Origin of the sequence: Microcoleus sp. S13_B4 (assembly GCF_036700885.1) — a bacterium.
Taxonomy (GTDB): domain Bacteria; phylum Cyanobacteriota; class Cyanobacteriia; order Cyanobacteriales; family Microcoleaceae; genus Microcoleus.
Genome location: NZ_JAUBPU010000033.1, coordinates 43,355 through 60,334, shown reverse-complemented (window position 1 = coordinate 60,334; position 16,980 = coordinate 43,355). Strand labels below are relative to the sequence as shown.

Sequence of the window (16,980 nt, the reverse complement as noted above, 5' to 3'; positions counted from 1 at the left end):
TTTGGCTGGCATACATTATAACTAATGAGCGCTTATTCTATATTTATATTATACAATCTAGCTGCGTATCAGCTTAGGACGCACAATTATCTATCCTTGTGACGGTGAAAATGACCTTTTCCTGATTGACGGACTCATTAACGCAGCAGTAAATTTAGGTGATACAGGCTCCTATATCTCACTACTACCTACAGGATACCCAAGCGCTCAACTCAGTCACTGTTATATCTCATTATCAGAGTTTCTTGAGGGGTACTCTGGAACAGAAGAAGATAGGCTAATTGGACCGAGGTTGGGTATAAATCCTTATACTTCAGACAGTGTTATTTATTCAGCCCAAGGTAAGTGGGGGCTGATGAAATCACATGAACGTTTTGGATTGCTGGGTGGATCACTAGAGTTTATCGAAGAGATTCGAGGATATGTCCCGGATTTAGACAAGCAGGTGTATGGTTTGTTTAAGCGTTTGCGAGACCTTCTGTTGGATTGTGGTGTGAATCCCCCAGATATCACTCGAAATAAATGGTTGCCAACGTTGTTAACCCATGTGTATGGTTCTCAAGTCGCTGAAAAGTTGTTGTTGGAGGAGACAGAGCTACCCTAGAGCGCAGGTCTATCAAAGATTAGTTCAGAAGCTAATGTGGGTTAACCAAATTGAAGAAGTACAGCACGGTTATGGACGCTCACAGATCAATATACGAAGGATGCCACCGGACTTGATATAAAATTTTGAGTTCGCATAAATTATTAAAAAAGGTCGCCTGCAAGGGCGACCTTTTTTTCGATTAGACATCAACGACAAACAATGAGAATTCTCAATTGTTCATGTTGGATTATTAACTATCTAACAGTCGTAGTAGAGAGCAAACTCGTAGGGGTGAGGACGTAGCCGCATCGGGTTGACTTCATTGTCGAGTTTGTAGGAAATCCAGGTTTGGATGAAGTCTTCGGTAAATACGCCGCTTTCAGTTAAGAAACTGTGGTCTTTTTCCAAAGCTTCTAAAGCGCCTTCCAAGGAACCGGGAGTCGAAGGAATCTTGCTCAATTCTTCAGGGGAAAGGTCGTAGATATCCACGTCCAAAGGTTCGCCGGGATCGATTTGATTCTTGATGCCGTCTATGCCGGCGCACAGCATGGCTGCAAATGCTAAATAGGGGTTGGATGTGGCATCGGGACAACGGAATTCTAACCGCTTGGCTTTGGGGTTGGTTCCCGACAACGGAATCCGCACTGATGCCGATCGATTTCCTTGAGAGTAAGCTAAGTTTACAGGCGCTTCAAAGCCTGGAACTAAACGCTTGTAGGAATTGGTCGTGGGGTTGGTGATTGCCAAAAGTGCCGGTGCGTGCTTGAGAATGCCACCGATGTAATGCAGTCCCATTTGACTGAAACCTGCATATTGATCGCCTGCAAATAGAGGTTGACCATCTTTCCAAATCGACTGGTGAACGTGCATCCCGGAACCGTTGTCGTTAAACAGCGGCTTCGGCATGAAGGTGATGGTTTTGCCGTATTTTTTGCCGACGTTTTTGATTACGTATTTGTAAGTCAGCAAGTAGTCGGCGGCTTTTACCAAAGTGTCAAAGCGGAAGCCGAGTTCGCATTGACCGCCGGTGGCGACTTCGTGGTGGTGCTTTTCGATGGGTACGCCGCATTTTGCCATTGTCAGCAGCATTTCCGTTCTCATGTCTTGAGAGGTATCGGTTGGTGCTACTGGGAAATAACCTTCTTTGTAACGCGGTTTGTAGCCGAGGTTGCCGCCTGCTTCTTCTTTGCCGGAATTCCAGCGACCTTCGATCGAATCTACGTAATAGTAGCCGGAATTTTGGGTTTGGTCGAAGCGAACGTCGTCAAAAATAAAGAATTCTGCTTCCGGGCCAAAAAATGCTGTATCGCCGAGACCGGTCGAAAGCAAGTAGTCTATGGCTTTTTGGGCAATGGTGCGCGGACAGCGACTGTACGGTTCGCCGGTGCGGGGTTCTTTGATGCTGCAAATGAAGCTGATGGTCGGTTCTGCCATGAACGGGTCCATCCAAGCGGTGGTCGGATCGATAACCATCGTCATGTCAGATTCGTTGATGGCTTTCCAGCCCCGAATGCTGGAACCGTCGAAGGGTACGCCGTCTGTGAATGCGGTTTCGTCGATTTGGTCGTGGTACAGGGAAAGGTGCTGCCAGATCCCCGGCATATCGATGAACTTTAGGTCAACGATCTGGATTTTATTTTCTTTTATGTAATTTAAGGCTTCTTGGGGCGTCTGGAACATGACTTACTCCTGATATTGGTTGTGTCTTAGCGATCGGCCGATTTCAGACTGTTTGGGCGATCGTAGGCCTTCAGTATCCACTATTTTGTAGCCATAGATACAAAATTTAGAAATAGGGGCCCAGTACAGTCGGGCAGTTCGAGATTCTTGCCCTGTCGATTTTTCGGCTGAAGATACAAGGCAAACGGCTGAATTTTACGACAGTTTGCCGGGGATAGACTACCCTTCGTGAAAATCCCATCTCAAATCTTAATCAAACGCCGATTTGTAGTAGTCTACAATAGGCAGTCTGTCTCAGATAGCAAAGTATTGATAAAGATTTTTGGGAGAGAAACTTATGCGCGATGCAGTGACGAGCCTGATTGAAAATTATGATGTTGCTGGTAGGTATTTAGACCGGGATGGTATCGATCGGTTGAAATCTTATTTTGCAACGGGCACGGCACGGGTACAGGCGGCGGCTGCGATTAACAGCAATGCTGCGGCAATTGTCAAGCAAGCTGGTATCCAGCTATTTGCTGAACAGCCGGAACTGATCCGTCCCGGGGGAAATGCCTACACGACTCGTCGCTACGCGGCTTGTCTGCGGGATATGGACTACTACTTGCGCTATGCTACTTACGCCCTGGTGGCTGGAAGTACCGACGTGCTGGACGAGCGCGTGCTGCAAGGTTTGCGGGAAACTTACAATTCTCTAAGCGTTCCCATTGGCCCGACGGTAATGGGGATTAGCATTATGAAGGAGATGGTTAAGGCTCAAGTGCAAGCTGCTGGCTTGTCTGTGGGGCCTTTTTTGGATCAGCCTTTTGATTACATGATTCGCGAATTGAGCGAACAAGATATTTAAGTCAATTTGCTAGTTCTTTTAGCAACAAATTGCACTTGTGGCTGGCAGTTAGCAGCAGTTAGATCGATCGCTTTTTTTGGCATCACCGCCTCCAAGCGATCTTTTTTTTATGGGTTATGCCATTTGAGATTAAAGATTTGAGATTAAAAATTTGAGATTAAAGATTTGAATAATTGGAAATGACTTATGAATTAAGGGTTGGGAGCTTCCCTATAATTGCATTTTTTTTTGAACTGGTGTTAAAAATCGCCAACACATCCCCAGACGAGGCATTTGTCGAGGGGATTTTTGCTTTGGCGCCTAGCAACTTGTTCGGCGGTTGTTGCTTCTACTTCGCCGTTAGGGTAAACAATGTGGATGATGTCACCGCTGACGAAGGCCAGGGGATTTTCTTGACAATTGGCAGAATCTCTGATAGGAAAGTTAATTGTTTTCATGGTCGATCGCCCTGCTGATATTTGTAGTGCTTTTAGCTGCATATAAATCATCTGCCATTGGCCGCAATTTTTGTGTGATTCCTATGAATGTTGAGCTGTGATAAAAGTACACAATCGGAGCGATCTCAGTCACATAATGTAAGCTGGGGGCGATCGCCCCGCGACAATCGCCAAACCAAAATGCTTGCCAAAAATCAGCAGTCGGGCTTGTGCGTAAGTGCTAATCTGGTACTGTCTTTAACCCATTGGTGTCAACTTAACGTCAAACCCCATCACAGACTGCTATGTGGCTATTAAATCTAGATCCCCCCTAGCCCCCCTTAAGAAGGGGGGACAAGAGTCTTTTCAAAGTCCCCCTTCTTAAGGGGGATTTAGGGGGATCTAGACTTAGCGTAAAAACGAGATTTCCCAAGGGTTTCAGGCTTAAGTTGACACTAATGGTTCTTAACCCTATCCGTACAAATTAAAAACCTTGGCTAAACAGCGACTAGACACATTATTGGTCAGCCTAGATTTGTGCAGTTCCAGACAGCAAGCTCAGGCCTTGATTCGGACTGGGAAAGTCTCGATCAACCAACAGGTAGTTGACAAACCGGGCACTGAGGTTGACATTGCAGCAAAAATTCAGATTAAAGAGCGATCGCGCTATGTTTCCAGAGGCGGCGACAAATTAGCCAAAGCTTTAGAAGTTTTTGCGATTCCCGTTGCAGGCAGAATTTGTCTCGACGGCGGCATTTCCACAGGGGGTTTTACCGACTGTCTGCTGCAAGCCGGCGCCTCCCTAGTCTACGGCGTAGATGTTGGCTACGGTCAAGCAGATTGGGGCTTGCGGAACGATCCGAGGGTAATTTTGAAAGAACGCACCAATTTGCGGTACATGACTGTTACTGAGCTTTACGGCGACTCTGCGCGAGCAGATTTGGCGGTAGTAGATGTGTCGTTTATTTCCCTGGATAAGATTTTACCGGCACTGTGGGAATTGTTGGTACCACCGCGAGAAGCGGTGTTGTTGGTAAAGCCGCAGTTTGAGGTAGGGCGCGAGAGAGTTGGGAAAAAAGGCGTAGTGCGAGACTCAGCAACTCAAGCTGATGCGATTTTTCAAGTGTGGAAGGCAGCCACAGCTTTAGGATGGCAGCAACGTGGTTTAACGTGGTCGCCTTTACTTGGCCCGGCGGGTAATATCGAGTATCTTTTATGGTTGGGGATCGATCGCGAACTGGAATCAGAGCCGAGGGCGATCGAAGAGGGTGTTGTGAAAGAACGGATCGCACAAGTCACCAAAGCGGCCGCGCGCGAACTTGTCGATCGACTGTAGATTTTAGATTTTAGATTTTAGGTTTGTTCCAGTATCTCAAGCTAATCAATGTTAAAAGTCAGATTTGGAGTTCCACATTAATGTAAAATTTCAAGTTATTTTGTCAATCGGACTCCTCAACTTTCACAAGAGTGAATAATTCCATGCAATCATTCAAACAAGCCGGTTCGATTTTATTGTACGTTCTAGGTGGCATCGGGTATGTGGGGATTGTAGCTACTATTGTAGGCGTTTCAATTCTCATCAAGTGGGCAGCTCTGCTACTAGCAGACAAATTATTATATACAATTCTGATTATCGGCGATTTGTTGAGGGGTATCGAAATTATTGAACTGTTAAATATATTGGTATTTGCTTTTATTGGTATGGGAGTGGGTGTGGCGACCAGGCTTTTACACCCTCAATACGGTCGCAAAATTAGTGCGGCTTTGTTGATAGTTATAGTTCCCTTAGTTTTCATGATTACGCCAGCCATTCGATATAATTCTTGGCTGGAAAAAGTGCAAGAATCGGATAAATTATCACCTCCGCAAACAGCAACCTTAACTAACTCATTTTTGAAGAGAAAAGTAGGATTGCCTGGTTTTATCGGTTATTACGTATATACTGGTCAGTTTCCGGTTATTCCGACAAAACAATCGGAGATGAAAGACCTTGACAGTTTTGAAAAAAAAGTTAATTCCAGATTTGTACAGTTTACAGGTATTGCTCCGACTATTGTTTCTTGGTCAATGCGGGTTTGTTTTTGGCTGATTAGAATATTTTACTTTTCTATAGCGGTAATTGCGACGATCGCTCATTTTAGGGAAGGTGTGAGAATCGCGAGACGGTAATACGATTTTCGATTTTCGATTAAAGAATTGGGAACCACTGATGACTATCGTGGTTTGGAACACGGGCCTAAAGTTGCATTTTTTTTGACACTGGTATAAGAATACAAGCAGTAGGGTGCGTCAGATGCTCGCTCTTCGATTATTAAGAAATAACCCTCTGCTGACGCACCCTACTCAACTACTACGGCAATTTTTCATTGCTAATTTTGAACTCTTGCTGCAAGCGAGCGATAATTGTATTACGCTCGATGGTGGCGAGAATTTCTTGAATTACCGTATCTTGTCCCAGCGGGCCCCAGGTGCAGCCTTTTTCTAAATAAACTTGGGCGGCGCGACCGACAGCGTAGGTTCCGTAAGCTGCTAAACTAGCTTGAGTGACAGCGACTCCCGCAAAAGTAGAAAAGCCGATGTGCGGGGCCGCTGCGGCCGCAGTTTTGCCGAATCCCAAGAGGAAACTGCTGCCCAATTCTCCCAAAAGTACGCCACCAGCGCTGGAGAAAATAGTCTGCCAAAGTTTCCCCGCTTCGTAACCAGTCATAGGTAAGCCGTAAAGTCTGGATAAAGAGCGAATTAAGGCTAAATCGGCGACAGTTGCTCCCATTACATCCAAGAATGCCACGGGATTTAAACCCACAGCCAAAGCTTTATATTTTGCAAATTGCCAGATTAAATCTTCGGCTTCTGTTTGTCGCAATTTGAGAACTTGACGGGCAATATTTGCTTCGGCATCTCTAGCTTCAACTAAAGCATTTAGAGCGAGGAGCGATCGACCTTCTCTGTTAAGAATTGTGAGAATTTTATGTTTGAGTTCGTCTATCTGCGCGGGCGGCGACTCCCATTCGTTAGTTACTCTTCCGTCAGACCATTCCACGCGCACTTGCACCGGCGCGGGTTCGGCGGCTACCATGACTATTTCTAAAGATTTGGCAGTTTTAAGCGGTGATTGTGTAGTAGATTTATGGGAGGAGTTGTTTGGGCGATCGGACAAATTTTCGCTATCTGTTTCCTCTGTTACCGAAGCGGCTGCTGCTAACTGTTCAGAATTTCCCAGCGCTTGCAAACTTTGGTAAATAGCTTTTCTGTCTAATTCTGGATAAAGGTCAATTTTATTAAAAACTAAAATCAGCGGTTTTTGAGCTGTTTGCAATTCGCACAGTGCTTGATATTCTGTGCGGGTGATATCGCCTGCAACGACAAACAGAATTAAGTCGGCTTGGCGAGTTACTTGTTTCGCCATTTCGCCGCGCACTTCGCCGCCCACTTCATCAAGTCCGGGAGTATCAATTAATTCTACTTGGATTTTTTCTTTGTCTTCTGTGGTGGGAAGATAAGGAATCGTCCAACGCACGGAACGCGGCCACTGAGTCACGCCGTTGAGAGGGCCTGTTTGCAGAATTTTTTGACCTAAAAGCGCGTTTAATACGGCTGATTTGCCACGGCTGACTAGGCCAAAAGTAGCAATGCGAATGACGTTGTAGTCGAGTTTTTCTGAGGTGGAAGTTAAGATATCTAACTGCTTTTGCAGCGTTGCTTCTAATTCTGTATTATTCGAGTTTTTTTTGCCTTGGCGCAGGTGGGAATAGCGCGCCAGGGATTCGCGCAAACTGGCACGGGCTAGGGATAAGCGATTTTCTTGAGGGGAATTGTCAGCCATTGGCGATCGGCTTTTTTAAGCAGGTATAATTTAGCGTTGAATTATAAATCCTATTTCTTATTTTAATACAATTTTTTATAAATTTATAACTTTTTATTTGGGAATTAGGTAGGGATACGGTACTGCCGTGTCCTGATGGATATTTTGGGCTAGCGACGGGATTTAATATCAGATATCCTAGGCGATCGACCAAATTTAATATCGGATGCTGGACTAATTTTAATTTGTCGCTGAATTAAGGGTTTCTTAATGGGCTGGGGCTAGGACACGGCAGTGCCGTGTCCCTACGGATATCATGGGCTATCGATTGAATTTAGCATCAGATGCTGGACTACTTCTAATTGGCCACCGACTTAACGGTTTCGGGCCCAGATACCTGAGATGAAAGGCGACTCGCCACTTGATTGACGAAAGATTGCAAGAAGGAAACTTGCTGATTTTGCGTAAATACTGCTTGCAAAGTTTTAGTCAACTGGGCGAGATTGAAAATGCCTTTGGCAGCATTTTCCAATTCTTGACTTTGGAAATACTCAATTAAACTCAGTCCTGCTATTCTGGTAAAATATGCTGCACTAATTCCCTGCACCGCGCCTCCTGCTACATAGGTGACGGCATTGCTTTTCAGCAGTCCAGTAATAGTTTGGGTAGACAGTTCTACTAATCCCAATTTGAACATTTGATTAGCCAAAGTACCCGCTACTGTCTTAGCTTGGTCTAAGGAAAACTTTTGCTGGTAGATAGCGCCGAGATCGATTATCAGTTGGGTGCTGATGGCGGTTGTTGCTAGCAAGTCTAAAGCCGGAACCGGATTAGCAAACACGGTAGCGGCGGCGATGTACTGATATTGTTCGATAATGGGAATTGCCCGATCGCGCCTGACTGCATTTAAGAAGGTTTTCGCCTCTAACTTGATACTTACAGCCTCGCGCACTGCACTCGCCCAGACCAACTGTTGCCGTTCTTCCGTTAAGATTTTAGTCAATCTTTCCGTCAGCGCATCGAGTTGAGAGACTTGATTTTCGATCCGTTCTTTAAATGTGCCGTCCGCTTGGTGCTGGCGCACTTTAATAGAATTGGGAGAAGCTGCGATCGCAATTATATCATCGGTTCCCAATATTCCTTGCATTTTCTGCTGCAAAGAGTGCAAAACCTGCGACTGCTGTTCTGGTAAATATTGGTCTAGTTTGTTCCAGACTAGCAGCACGCGCTGACCTGCGGCAGCTAGCTGAGATAATGTTTTAAATTCGGAATCTGTGATGTCGCCCGCTGTCACAAACAGCACTAAATCACCGCCGATTTTGGCATCGGTATTTGTATTAGCAAATAGCGGTGCTGTTTCTGGAAAACTCAGCTTTTGTGGGTGTTGAGATGCCCAATTAGAATTTAAAACTTGAATTAAGGCAGTTTTGCCAACAGCTTTGCCACCAGTGACGGTAATCCGCAAATCTTGTCTGTCTAATTCCGCTCTTAGCCGATCGAGCTTTGCTGTTAGATTAGCAGGATCGGCGGAGTTTTGAGCTTCTGAAGCCAACAATTTAATGGCGGCTTCGGAAGTCGCGATCGCTTTTTCGGCTGCTTCTCGGTTCGCCAAGGGTTGCGGGAGTGCGAGTTCGAGTTTGGGGGATTGTTGCTTCCACCACCAATACCCCGCACCGGCAGCCGCCAAGCCGATGAGTGCCGTTTCGCCCATTTCTGAACCCGAATGCTGTAGAGTTTCTAACAGCCACAGCGCTGCTGAAAGTCCTATTCCGCCTATTAAAATCGGTCGCCGCAAGTTAAGTGTCATTTTTCCCTTCCTGTGGGTATTGTCGCCAAGCTTAACATTCGCCGGCTTGGCCTCCCTCCCTATATTCCATCGTACCTCTGCGGCATCAAAATTGGCAGGCGGGCGAGCCGACTTTTTGCGATCTGGATTTGCGGCCCCGGCGACAATCAACTTTTTCCACTTCTACAAACGGGGAATAGAGGACTGAAGTGCTCACTACAAACGGGGAATAGGGGACAGAATTCCTCACTACAAACCCATAGATTTTTACAGGGTTTTGCAAATATAATAGTTGATTTTTTCTCTATGTTGGTAATGCTTGAGATTGTGATTCAAAAATATCAATTATTTGTTTGGGAATTGCTCGCGGTCGCATGGTGGTAACTTCAACCCAAACCCAAAGCGCCTCGGCTTTTAACAATATTTCGTCACTTCCCAGTAAGCGAATTTCGTAGCGGCGGACGGCGCGCGGGCCACGCAGTTGTTCGATCCAAGTTGATATCTCCAATCGATCGCCCGCGGCTGCCGATCGCAAATAGTCAATCTCTATCCGCCGCATTACAAACACGCCGCCCAATTCCCGGTAGCGATCGAGTGTAAATCCCAAGTGTTCTAAATGTTCGATCGCAGCGTGTTCTAAATAATGCTGGTACACAGCATTATTGACGTGACCGAGGGCGTCCATTTCGTAATGGCGCACTCTAATTTGTGTAGTAAATGGTGTCAATTTCTCACCTTTCCACTTGTTGCGGTATTTTGTAGTTCCGAGTGCGATCGCACTCTGGGTCGATACTCGCTCGGAACTGATTGCAAGTTACACTAATCATAGTTGAAACGCCACTACTTCCAGGTTAATATTAGTCCTGGAAGCACAGCAGGTGAGCACCTTGGTTTTTTAACCACAATACACTGGCTTAAAACCCTCAGTCTCGGTTAACCCAGTTTCGTGGTTCTGAATGCGTCCCGGACTAAACCTTTGAGAAATCGGACGGGTAATTGTTTAGTCTCCCAGACAAATTCCTAAACCGCGAGCCGTTTTAACTAGAGTACCATTGAAGTCTACAGGTCTGTATTTGGCGATCGCATCTTCCAGAGGAACGCTCACAACTTCCCGCTTTTGCCAAGATACCATGCAGTCGTATTTCTCTTCGGCAATTAAATCAACTGCTGCGATGCCAAAAGCAGAAGCAATTAACCTTTCTAGCGATGAAGGAGTTCCTCCGCGTTGAATATGTCCTAAAACAGTGACGCGAGTTTCGGCACCGCTGCAGTCAGAAATTGTATCAGCTAAATACTGACCAATTCCGCCTAATCGACTTTGACCTAAGCGATTTGTGTGCATTACTAACTCGCCTTCTTCAGTGCGAACTGCCTCCGCTACTATAATTAAACAGTAGTTTTTTCCCCGGTCTTGGCGTTCTTGGATTTGGGCACAGATTTGGGAAATTTTGTAAGGGATTTCGGGAATCAGAATTATATCAGCTCCCCCAGCAATTCCGGCACTGATCGCAATATGTCCAGCGTCGCGTCCCATGACTTCAACAATCATGACGCGACTGTGACTGGCCGCAGTAAAATGCAAGCGATCGAGTGCTTCAGTGGCAATATTGACAGCCGTATCAAAACCGATGGAACGCTCGGTAATTCCGACATCATTATCAATAGTTTTAGGAATAGCAACTAAATTCAAATTACCTTGTTGAGCAATCTTCCTGAGAATGGCAAGACTACCGTCGCCACCAATGCCAATTAAAGCATCCAAACCTAGTTGATGATAGCCTTCGATAATGTCCTCAGCACGATCGCGTAGAGTCCCATCCGGCATCGGGAAAGCAAAAGGGTTGCCCGTATTTGTCGTGCCTAGCATCGTACCGCCAATGGTGAGCCACGAGTCTACTTTCTCAATATCCAAGGGAATTGCTTCAGGGGGACGACTCATCAATCCGTTGGTGGCTTGACGAATCCCCATCACTTTCCAATTGTAAGTTCCCGTTGCGCGGTAGACAACGGCTCGAATAACTGCGTTTAAGCCTGCACAGTCACCCCCGCTAGTGAGGATACCGATACATTTTTGTTCTCCCATAATTAATGCCCGACTTTTGTTTTTCAGAACATGAGTTGATATTTTTAGATCGCGATCGTTCAATCCTGATTTTCGACGTAAATAGGTAGGCGGAAATAAACTTTACTCTGTAACAGAATGTAAAGCTATCATAACTTTTGTGATTGCTTTCATAAGAGATCGCTCTTATGGCGAGCGTTTCACTCGTTTTTGACTACTTATGTATTTTCAAGCTTCATCGACCTAATTGAGTGGCTCATCTCTGACGCACCCTACAAGTTCGATCGCCAACTCAGTCGCATCGCCAATCACCGTCTCTAACAAAACATCAATTTTACTTGGGATTGAGGCGTTTAGAAACTTGGTTAATTATACCGCTGAGAATAGCACCGCCCATAAGAATTCCCAGGGCGGGATTAAATACGGGCTGCCAGAGACTGTACCACAAATCAAAACCGAGATTCACGCCAGTCGATCGACCCGCTACTGCGATCACAAACCACCCAAAAATGGCAAAGACGAAAAACACATCAGCTACTAAAAGCAAGTTAAGCAAGTTAAGAAATTTATCTTTCATTGTCGAGGGTTCCTTTTGAGTGTATATGTGTCAACTTTTGGCAAGCGGTTGGTAATCGAGCGGATTGATAGCTGCAACTGGCGATCGAATAAAGATAAAATATCATTCAATTGTTTTCGCGCACAGGCTGTCAAAATATGGTTCGCTATACACTTCCTCAAAGCCCCGAAATTATTTTAACTGTCAAAGGGAAAGATTCAGCCAAAGCCCGTGAAGAAGCGATGGATCGGCTGATGGATCTCATGGATGAGGGCAAGCTGCCTACGGAACTCGTGGAGGGATTTGGGCCCAAGCAGTTTGTTGAAGTTAAGGATATCGAAGATGCTGCGTCTGACGGCGAGGATGCGATTACTGAAGCCGTCCAAATTTTGAGCAATTTGGCAAGTCTCAAATTGAAAGTCATGGAATCCCGCGAAGAAGCACTCAAAATCCGGGCGGCGATCGACATTTTGTTTACAGATGAGGCTGTGACTGCCGAGGAAATCGGTCGTTTGAAAGATGGTTTCAAGGTTCTCAAAAACTTCGCTCAAGCTAATGTCCGCTATCGAGAAGCTAGAAGTAAAGCCGAAGAAGCGCGGGCAATTCTCGACGAAGCTTTGCAATCTGTCGAACCGGAAAACAAGGCGCAGAAATCCGCGAAATAGTAGGAGGTTGCGTTAAAACCTATTTCTGTCATTGCGATCTGAAGGGAAGCAATCGCCTAGGTTTGCGATTGCTTCGTTTCTTTATTCGGACATACAATAACTTTGCTGCCGGATATAATATTAATTTTATCCACATTGAAATCAGGAAAAAATTGTGAGCCAACAAACAGGAATTCTCAGAAACTCGATGTCAGGCAGCTTGCTGCTGGCTAAACAGTTAGGTTTTGAACCAAAGACTGTGATTGATGTCGGTGCTGCCTTGGGAACTTTTAACCTTTACGAGACTTTCCCCAATTCGCGACATTTGCTAATTGAGCCCATCGCCGAAAATGAACCTTATCTCGCCAAGATTTGCCGCAAGCTCAAAAGTGCAGAATACATTATCGCTGCGGCGAGCAAAGAAGCGGGAGTTTTCACGCTTAACGTCAGTCCCTCTATGTTGCATTCTGCAATTTCTGAAAATCGCGTTACTGACAGCAGCAATCCTTATTTGAGAAACATACCAGCAATTACCCTGGATGGAATATGTAGGGAAAGGAATTTGCCAGGCCCGTATTTAATTAAAGTTGATGTAGACGGACAGGAAGTAGATGTTTTAGCGGGAGCAACTGAGATTTTGCAGCAGACTGAATATGTAATTGTAGAAGTTACTTTGTTCGGTCAGATGTATGATGTAATGAGCTTTATGAAGTCCCAAGGATTTGCAGCTTACGATATTGTTGATTTGTCATATCGCCCCACTGATCAAGCTTTGTGGCAAGTTGATATGGCTTTTGTTAAGGAATCGGGTCACTTCAGAAGAGAGAGGGGTTTCGCGACAGGAGAGCAGGATATCGAAGCACTTAACTCGCATCTCAAAGCTTATCGGGAAAATTTAATGAAATACATTGACACTCATTACAGCGACCCAGTAGAGCCGGAACCACAGGTCAATCAAGCTGTTGTGGGCGAGGAATATGTCATCATTTAACTCAAGTTGCTTCCATCTGATACTAAATCCGGGTCGCACTTCGCACGCTTATTTAATTAATCCTCAACATCTAAAAAACTGGTTTTCTCAATGCTGCTATTGCCAGTCTATAAGCTTGCAATCTGCTGTAAATTGGCTTTGCATTGGATATCAGAAAGTGGGAATGCCCTAATGCGGCCCTCACCATGATAGAAACATCCATGCAGCTAAAAACATTAGATATCAAGGTTGACGAATTTGAGACGCAGGGCATACCTCCGTAGCTTCGGCAGCTAGAGTAAGACCAAGTAAAGGCACTGCTTTTACTTGGCATCAAGCTGTGAAGGAAGAATTCCCCGTCAAGCTACGCTGTGACGGGGGAGTGTCAACTACCGCAATTAATCCCAAGGCGCTGTTGTTGTGAATGGTTGAGTTGCTGGCGGCCTAACCTGTCAACCATCAACCAGTTGAGGCGGTCAATTCTATTTCTTTAGCCCAAGGTATTGCTGCCAAAATATAGTAGATGTTATCTCCTGGGCAGCACTTTTCCATTTTTCCCTTACGGATGACCATTCATTACTACCTTCAGCAGCAACTTTAAACCACCTAGTCAAAAGGTTAGTACCAGCTACTTTATCTACCTCATTTTCGTTATTATAGCTTTTACTAAGCTTTACAATGCTCATGTGAAAGCTTTCTGGATCAGTGTTTTTGATAAAATCTGGGCCTTTTAGATAGTCTTCAAAAGCTTTTACAACCATCTCTACATGATTATAATCAAATTTTGCTAAAGCCTGAAGTATTACTTTTGTCAAATGCTCAACTGCATCCATATATTCTGGAGAATAATGGATGGAATAAGCTATTAAATCATTGCGGATATAATAATAATTTTCCCAATTAACATTCTTGGCCGCCGCTGGTTGATGCCACACCGCCATTGATGGAAAAGCTACAATGTTATTGCCCAACTCTTTTATTCTTAAACCAAACTCTACATCATCTATTTTGATAAATAAAGGCAGCGGTAATTTAGTTTGTTCAACAAGTTCCTTAGAAAAAGAGAAAAACCAAAATCCGCCATAGTCTACATCTTCGTCCTTGAGCAACCTGTTGAGAGAATTAGAATCTCGTAAATCGATATTATAATTTAAAGCAATTAATGCCCCAGGGCCAAATCCTCTTGTTTTAGAATAGGCGTTGTACGATGCTCCGGCTTCATACAACATATGCTTTTTTTGTAAATTTAGCAGTCCACCCGCTACAGCAAAATCAGAATTGGCGTATTCATACAAAGGAAATAATTTATAAATACATTCACTTTCTAACTCTATATCATCATCCATAAGCAAAAAATGAGAATATTTTTTTTCCTCTAAAGCTTCGACCAACCCTCTGGTAAAGCCCCCGCTTCCACCAGCATTTATATTAGGAACTAGGCTCAGTTTTGGCTTTGTGAAATCAGCTTCATCTAAAGTTCTACCATTGTCAACAACGAATACTTTAAAGTCCTTGGTTTCTAGTAATTCATCTTGAAAAATTGCAGTTAATGTATTTTGAATGAAGTCCTCTTTTTTAAAGGTGCAAATTACAATCCCTAAGGATGCTTCTCTAGTTTTACTTTGATCGGTTGCTATCCATGCCCCTTTAAATTCACCCTGTTCACTAGAACAAGTTATTTCAAAATATATTCTGCCCGCTTTTTTGCCTTGAAGGAGATTTATTGGTGAGATTTTTACAGGCTCAGAGAATTGACATTTCTCAAAGTTCTCTTCAGAAATTATTTCTTTGTTTTTTTGTCCATCAAATTCTCGGTAAACAGAAACTTTAAAGTCGCCTTCAAGTTTCAGCAAATAGTAGATAGAGCTAAGAGTTGTATATTGAGTATAAAATCTCTCGTAAAACGAATTAAAGTAAGAATTTGAGGAGACAACACCACCCTGAGATAAAACAACTTTTTTGTCATCTTCCTGGTAGTTTATAGATGCAGATTCATTACACCGTATATATACATCCGCGCTTTCGGCGGATTTTGGGAGCTTAATTCCAGCTAATATGTTCATGTAATATCTACCTTTTTTTGTAGTAAACTCAGTTATTTTATTTGACTGATGTTAAACAGTCTTAGCTTAAGAGTAATTTGTGAATAGGTTCTAGTACCTCCTCCTTTAGGCATAACTCCTATCACATTTTTTTAAGTCGTGGATAAAGGGATTGATATCGAAACCAAGCCTCTTCTAGGATTGGATCAACTGATTGGGGAGTGGCAACAAGCATTGGTGTGGTTGCCAGTTTGATGGTGTCATTAGCATCTGCGTATACGCCAATTCCGATACCCGCTAGTAGAGCAGCACCACGTCCAGAAGCCGCAGCAACTGTAGTTGCATAGAGGGGTATTCTCAATACATCGGTCAGTAATTGTTTCCAAGGCATTTCTGCAGTTCCACCGCCTGCTAAACGCAGTTCTGTCGCTTTAAAACCTGTTGCTTCAAGTGCTTCAAAACCTTGTCGTAAGGCAAAAGCAACTCCCTCTAAAGCGGCCCGCATCAAGTGCGCCTGTGTGTGATGAAGTCCCAGCCCCACCCATGCGCCGCGTACATAGGGGTCAAGGTGTGGAGTTCGCTCACCTGTGAGGTATGGCAAAAATGTCAATCCTTCACATCCTGGGGGAACAGAAAACGCTTTAGTATAGACTTCCTGCCAGCTCAAACCGAGGATACCTCGCACCCACTCAAGCGCTAGCCCCGCATTTTGCATTGCAGCAAGGGTGTACCACTGGTTAGGTATGGCGGATCGATAGAGATGTGTACGACCATGACGATCGATAATTGGTTGCGATCGAGGTGTAATGATTTGAGCGCCTGTGCCAATGGTTAGTTGAACCAAACCAGGCTCTAGTAGTCCGTTGCCAAGTGCCGCCGCTGCGGTATCCGCAGCACCAGCGATAACGGGTAAGCCAACTCTTAAGCCAAGATGCTCTGAAGCAACAGTTGTTAGATAGCCGGCGATCGCACTAGAGGGAATAATTTTTGGTAACCAATCACAACGTAGATTCAGCGCCCAGATTGCATCCCCAGCCCAGTTGTCCGACACAACATCGTAAAGCAAAGTACCACTAGCATCAGATGGTTCGGTTGCAACTTCTCCAGTCATCTGTAAACGTAGCCAATCTTTTGGCTGGAGTGCCCAACGCGCTTCGGTGTAGACAGTAGCTTCGTGCTCTCGTAGCCACAACAAAGTGGGGCCAGCCATTCCAGCCGTAACCGGGTTGCCCAATCGCTCTAGAATATTGGCATCGAGCGAATGATAAGTGTTAAGCGTGGCACTAGAGCGAGTATCTGCCCAGAGGATAGCAGGGCGCAGAGGCTGACCCGACTCCGAAGCTAGGACAACGCCGTGCATTTGCCCTGAAAGTGCGATCGCCTGTACCTGATCAGCGTGATTTCCCACTGCCTTCCTCACAGCCGAGGCAACAGCTAACCACCAATCCCCTGGCTCCGACTCAGCCCATCCAGGTTGGGGTGCATGAACAGGATAGGAGGTTGATGCTTCACCTATAGTGATTCCGTCTGTCGCTAGGAGCAATGCCTTAGCAGAGCCTGTTCCTAAATCTATACCAAGCAGCATTAGG

The 16,980-nt window shown here is 44.9% G+C and carries 15 protein-coding genes; 6 read left to right on the top strand and 9 right to left on the bottom strand.

Features of this window, described 5'->3' with window-relative positions:
* Positions 1-355 precede the first annotated feature (355 nt).
* Positions 356-604: a hypothetical protein gene (locus tag QT994_RS17650; RefSeq protein WP_333176546.1), complete on the top strand. Its 249-nt coding sequence runs from the start codon at positions 356-358 to the stop codon at positions 602-604.
* A 240-nt stretch (positions 605-844) separates the two neighbouring features.
* On the opposite strand, the gene glnA is transcribed toward QT994_RS17650, so the two are convergent.
* The gene (gene glnA, locus QT994_RS17645) at positions 845-2,266 is read right to left on the bottom strand and encodes a type I glutamate--ammonia ligase (RefSeq protein ID WP_333176543.1); all 1,422 of its coding nucleotides are present in this window, start codon (positions 2,264-2,266) and stop codon (positions 845-847) included.
* Positions 2,267-2,603: 337 nt separating this feature from the next.
* On the opposite strand from glnA, the gene apcB reads away from it, so the two are divergent.
* Positions 2,604-3,113, top strand: coding sequence for an allophycocyanin subunit beta (gene apcB / locus QT994_RS17640; protein WP_333036060.1), 510 nt, complete (start codon positions 2,604-2,606; stop codon positions 3,111-3,113).
* Between the two features lie 239 nt (positions 3,114-3,352).
* On the opposite strand, the gene QT994_RS17635 is transcribed toward apcB, so the two are convergent.
* Complete coding sequence (locus QT994_RS17635; protein WP_333048868.1) at positions 3,353-3,592, bottom strand: hypothetical protein; 240 nt, start codon at positions 3,590-3,592, stop codon at positions 3,353-3,355.
* A 430-nt stretch (positions 3,593-4,022) separates the two neighbouring features.
* On the opposite strand from QT994_RS17635, the gene QT994_RS17630 reads away from it, so the two are divergent.
* Both QT994_RS17630 and QT994_RS17625 read left to right on the top strand, forming a co-directional pair.
* Positions 4,023-4,865, top strand: coding sequence for a TlyA family RNA methyltransferase (locus QT994_RS17630; RefSeq protein WP_333176540.1), 843 nt, complete (start codon positions 4,023-4,025; stop codon positions 4,863-4,865).
* A gap of 143 nt (positions 4,866-5,008) precedes the next feature.
* Positions 5,009-5,698 (top strand): hypothetical protein, encoded by a 690-nt coding sequence (locus QT994_RS17625; RefSeq protein WP_333048866.1) that lies wholly within the window; start codon positions 5,009-5,011, stop codon positions 5,696-5,698.
* A 181-nt stretch (positions 5,699-5,879) separates the two neighbouring features.
* Here the strand turns inward: QT994_RS17625 and QT994_RS17620 are convergent, their stop codons facing one another.
* The 5 genes from QT994_RS17620 to QT994_RS17600 all read right to left on the bottom strand — a co-directional run bounded on the left by QT994_RS17620 (position 5,880) and on the right by QT994_RS17600 (position 11,756).
* Complete coding sequence (locus tag QT994_RS17620) at positions 5,880-7,352, bottom strand: GTP-binding protein (RefSeq protein WP_333176537.1); 1,473 nt, start codon at positions 7,350-7,352, stop codon at positions 5,880-5,882.
* 337 nt (positions 7,353-7,689) lie between these two features.
* A complete protein-coding gene (locus QT994_RS17615; RefSeq protein ID WP_333176534.1) occupies positions 7,690-9,138 on the bottom strand; it encodes a slr1306 family protein in 1,449 nt (482 codons plus the stop codon).
* 283 nt (positions 9,139-9,421) lie between these two features.
* The gene (locus tag QT994_RS17610) at positions 9,422-9,844 is read right to left on the bottom strand and encodes a thioesterase family protein (protein ID WP_333048862.1); all 423 of its coding nucleotides are present in this window, start codon (positions 9,842-9,844) and stop codon (positions 9,422-9,424) included.
* A 273-nt stretch (positions 9,845-10,117) separates the two neighbouring features.
* Entirely contained in the window at positions 10,118-11,200 is a 1,083-nt protein-coding gene (locus QT994_RS17605) for an ATP-dependent 6-phosphofructokinase (protein ID WP_333048908.1), read from the bottom strand.
* A gap of 313 nt (positions 11,201-11,513) precedes the next feature.
* Positions 11,514-11,756 (bottom strand): hypothetical protein, encoded by a 243-nt coding sequence (locus tag QT994_RS17600; protein WP_242720156.1) that lies wholly within the window; start codon positions 11,754-11,756, stop codon positions 11,514-11,516.
* A 137-nt stretch (positions 11,757-11,893) separates the two neighbouring features.
* On the opposite strand from QT994_RS17600, the gene QT994_RS17595 reads away from it, so the two are divergent.
* Together QT994_RS17595 and QT994_RS17590 are read left to right on the top strand one after the other, a co-directional pair.
* Entirely contained in the window at positions 11,894-12,400 is a 507-nt protein-coding gene (locus QT994_RS17595; RefSeq protein WP_333048859.1) for a hypothetical protein, read from the top strand.
* A 154-nt stretch (positions 12,401-12,554) separates the two neighbouring features.
* Positions 12,555-13,370 carry an FkbM family methyltransferase gene (locus QT994_RS17590; protein ID WP_333176532.1) on the top strand — a complete coding sequence of 272 codons (816 nt, stop codon included), beginning with the start codon at positions 12,555-12,557 and terminating at the stop codon, positions 13,368-13,370.
* A gap of 461 nt (positions 13,371-13,831) precedes the next feature.
* Here the strand turns inward: QT994_RS17590 and QT994_RS17585 are convergent, their stop codons facing one another.
* Positions 13,832-15,412: a glycosyltransferase gene (locus tag QT994_RS17585; protein ID WP_333176529.1), complete on the bottom strand. Its 1,581-nt coding sequence runs from the start codon at positions 15,410-15,412 to the stop codon at positions 13,832-13,834.
* A gap of 121 nt (positions 15,413-15,533) precedes the next feature.
* A complete protein-coding gene (gene xylB / locus QT994_RS17580) occupies positions 15,534-16,976 on the bottom strand; it encodes a xylulokinase (RefSeq protein WP_333176527.1) in 1,443 nt (480 codons plus the stop codon).
* Positions 16,977-16,980: the final 4 nt, after the last annotated feature.

Bases quoted from the DNA above. Each gene is read 5' to 3' on its own strand.
- QT994_RS17650 (WP_333176546.1), top strand. From the start codon at position 356: ATGAAATCACATGAACGTTTTGGATTGCTGGGTGGATCACTAGAGTTT.
- glnA (WP_333176543.1), bottom strand. From the start codon at position 2,266: ATGTTCCAGACGCCCCAAGAAGCCTTAAATTACATAAAAGAAAATAAA.
- apcB (WP_333036060.1), top strand. From the start codon at position 2,604: ATGCGCGATGCAGTGACGAGCCTGATTGAAAATTATGATGTTGCTGGT.
- QT994_RS17635 (WP_333048868.1), bottom strand. From the start codon at position 3,592: ATGCAGCTAAAAGCACTACAAATATCAGCAGGGCGATCGACCATGAAA.
- QT994_RS17625 (WP_333048866.1), top strand. From the start codon at position 5,009: ATGCAATCATTCAAACAAGCCGGTTCGATTTTATTGTACGTTCTAGGT.
- QT994_RS17620 (WP_333176537.1), bottom strand. From the start codon at position 7,352: ATGGCTGACAATTCCCCTCAAGAAAATCGCTTATCCCTAGCCCGTGCC.
- QT994_RS17615 (WP_333176534.1), bottom strand. From the start codon at position 9,138: ATGACACTTAACTTGCGGCGACCGATTTTAATAGGCGGAATAGGACTT.
- QT994_RS17605 (WP_333048908.1), bottom strand. From the start codon at position 11,200: ATGGGAGAACAAAAATGTATCGGTATCCTCACTAGCGGGGGTGACTGT.
- QT994_RS17600 (WP_242720156.1), bottom strand. From the start codon at position 11,756: ATGAAAGATAAATTTCTTAACTTGCTTAACTTGCTTTTAGTAGCTGAT.
- QT994_RS17595 (WP_333048859.1), top strand. From the start codon at position 11,894: ATGGTTCGCTATACACTTCCTCAAAGCCCCGAAATTATTTTAACTGTC.
- QT994_RS17585 (WP_333176529.1), bottom strand. From the start codon at position 15,412: ATGAACATATTAGCTGGAATTAAGCTCCCAAAATCCGCCGAAAGCGCG.
- xylB (WP_333176527.1), bottom strand. From the start codon at position 16,976: ATGCTGCTTGGTATAGATTTAGGAACAGGCTCTGCTAAGGCATTGCTC.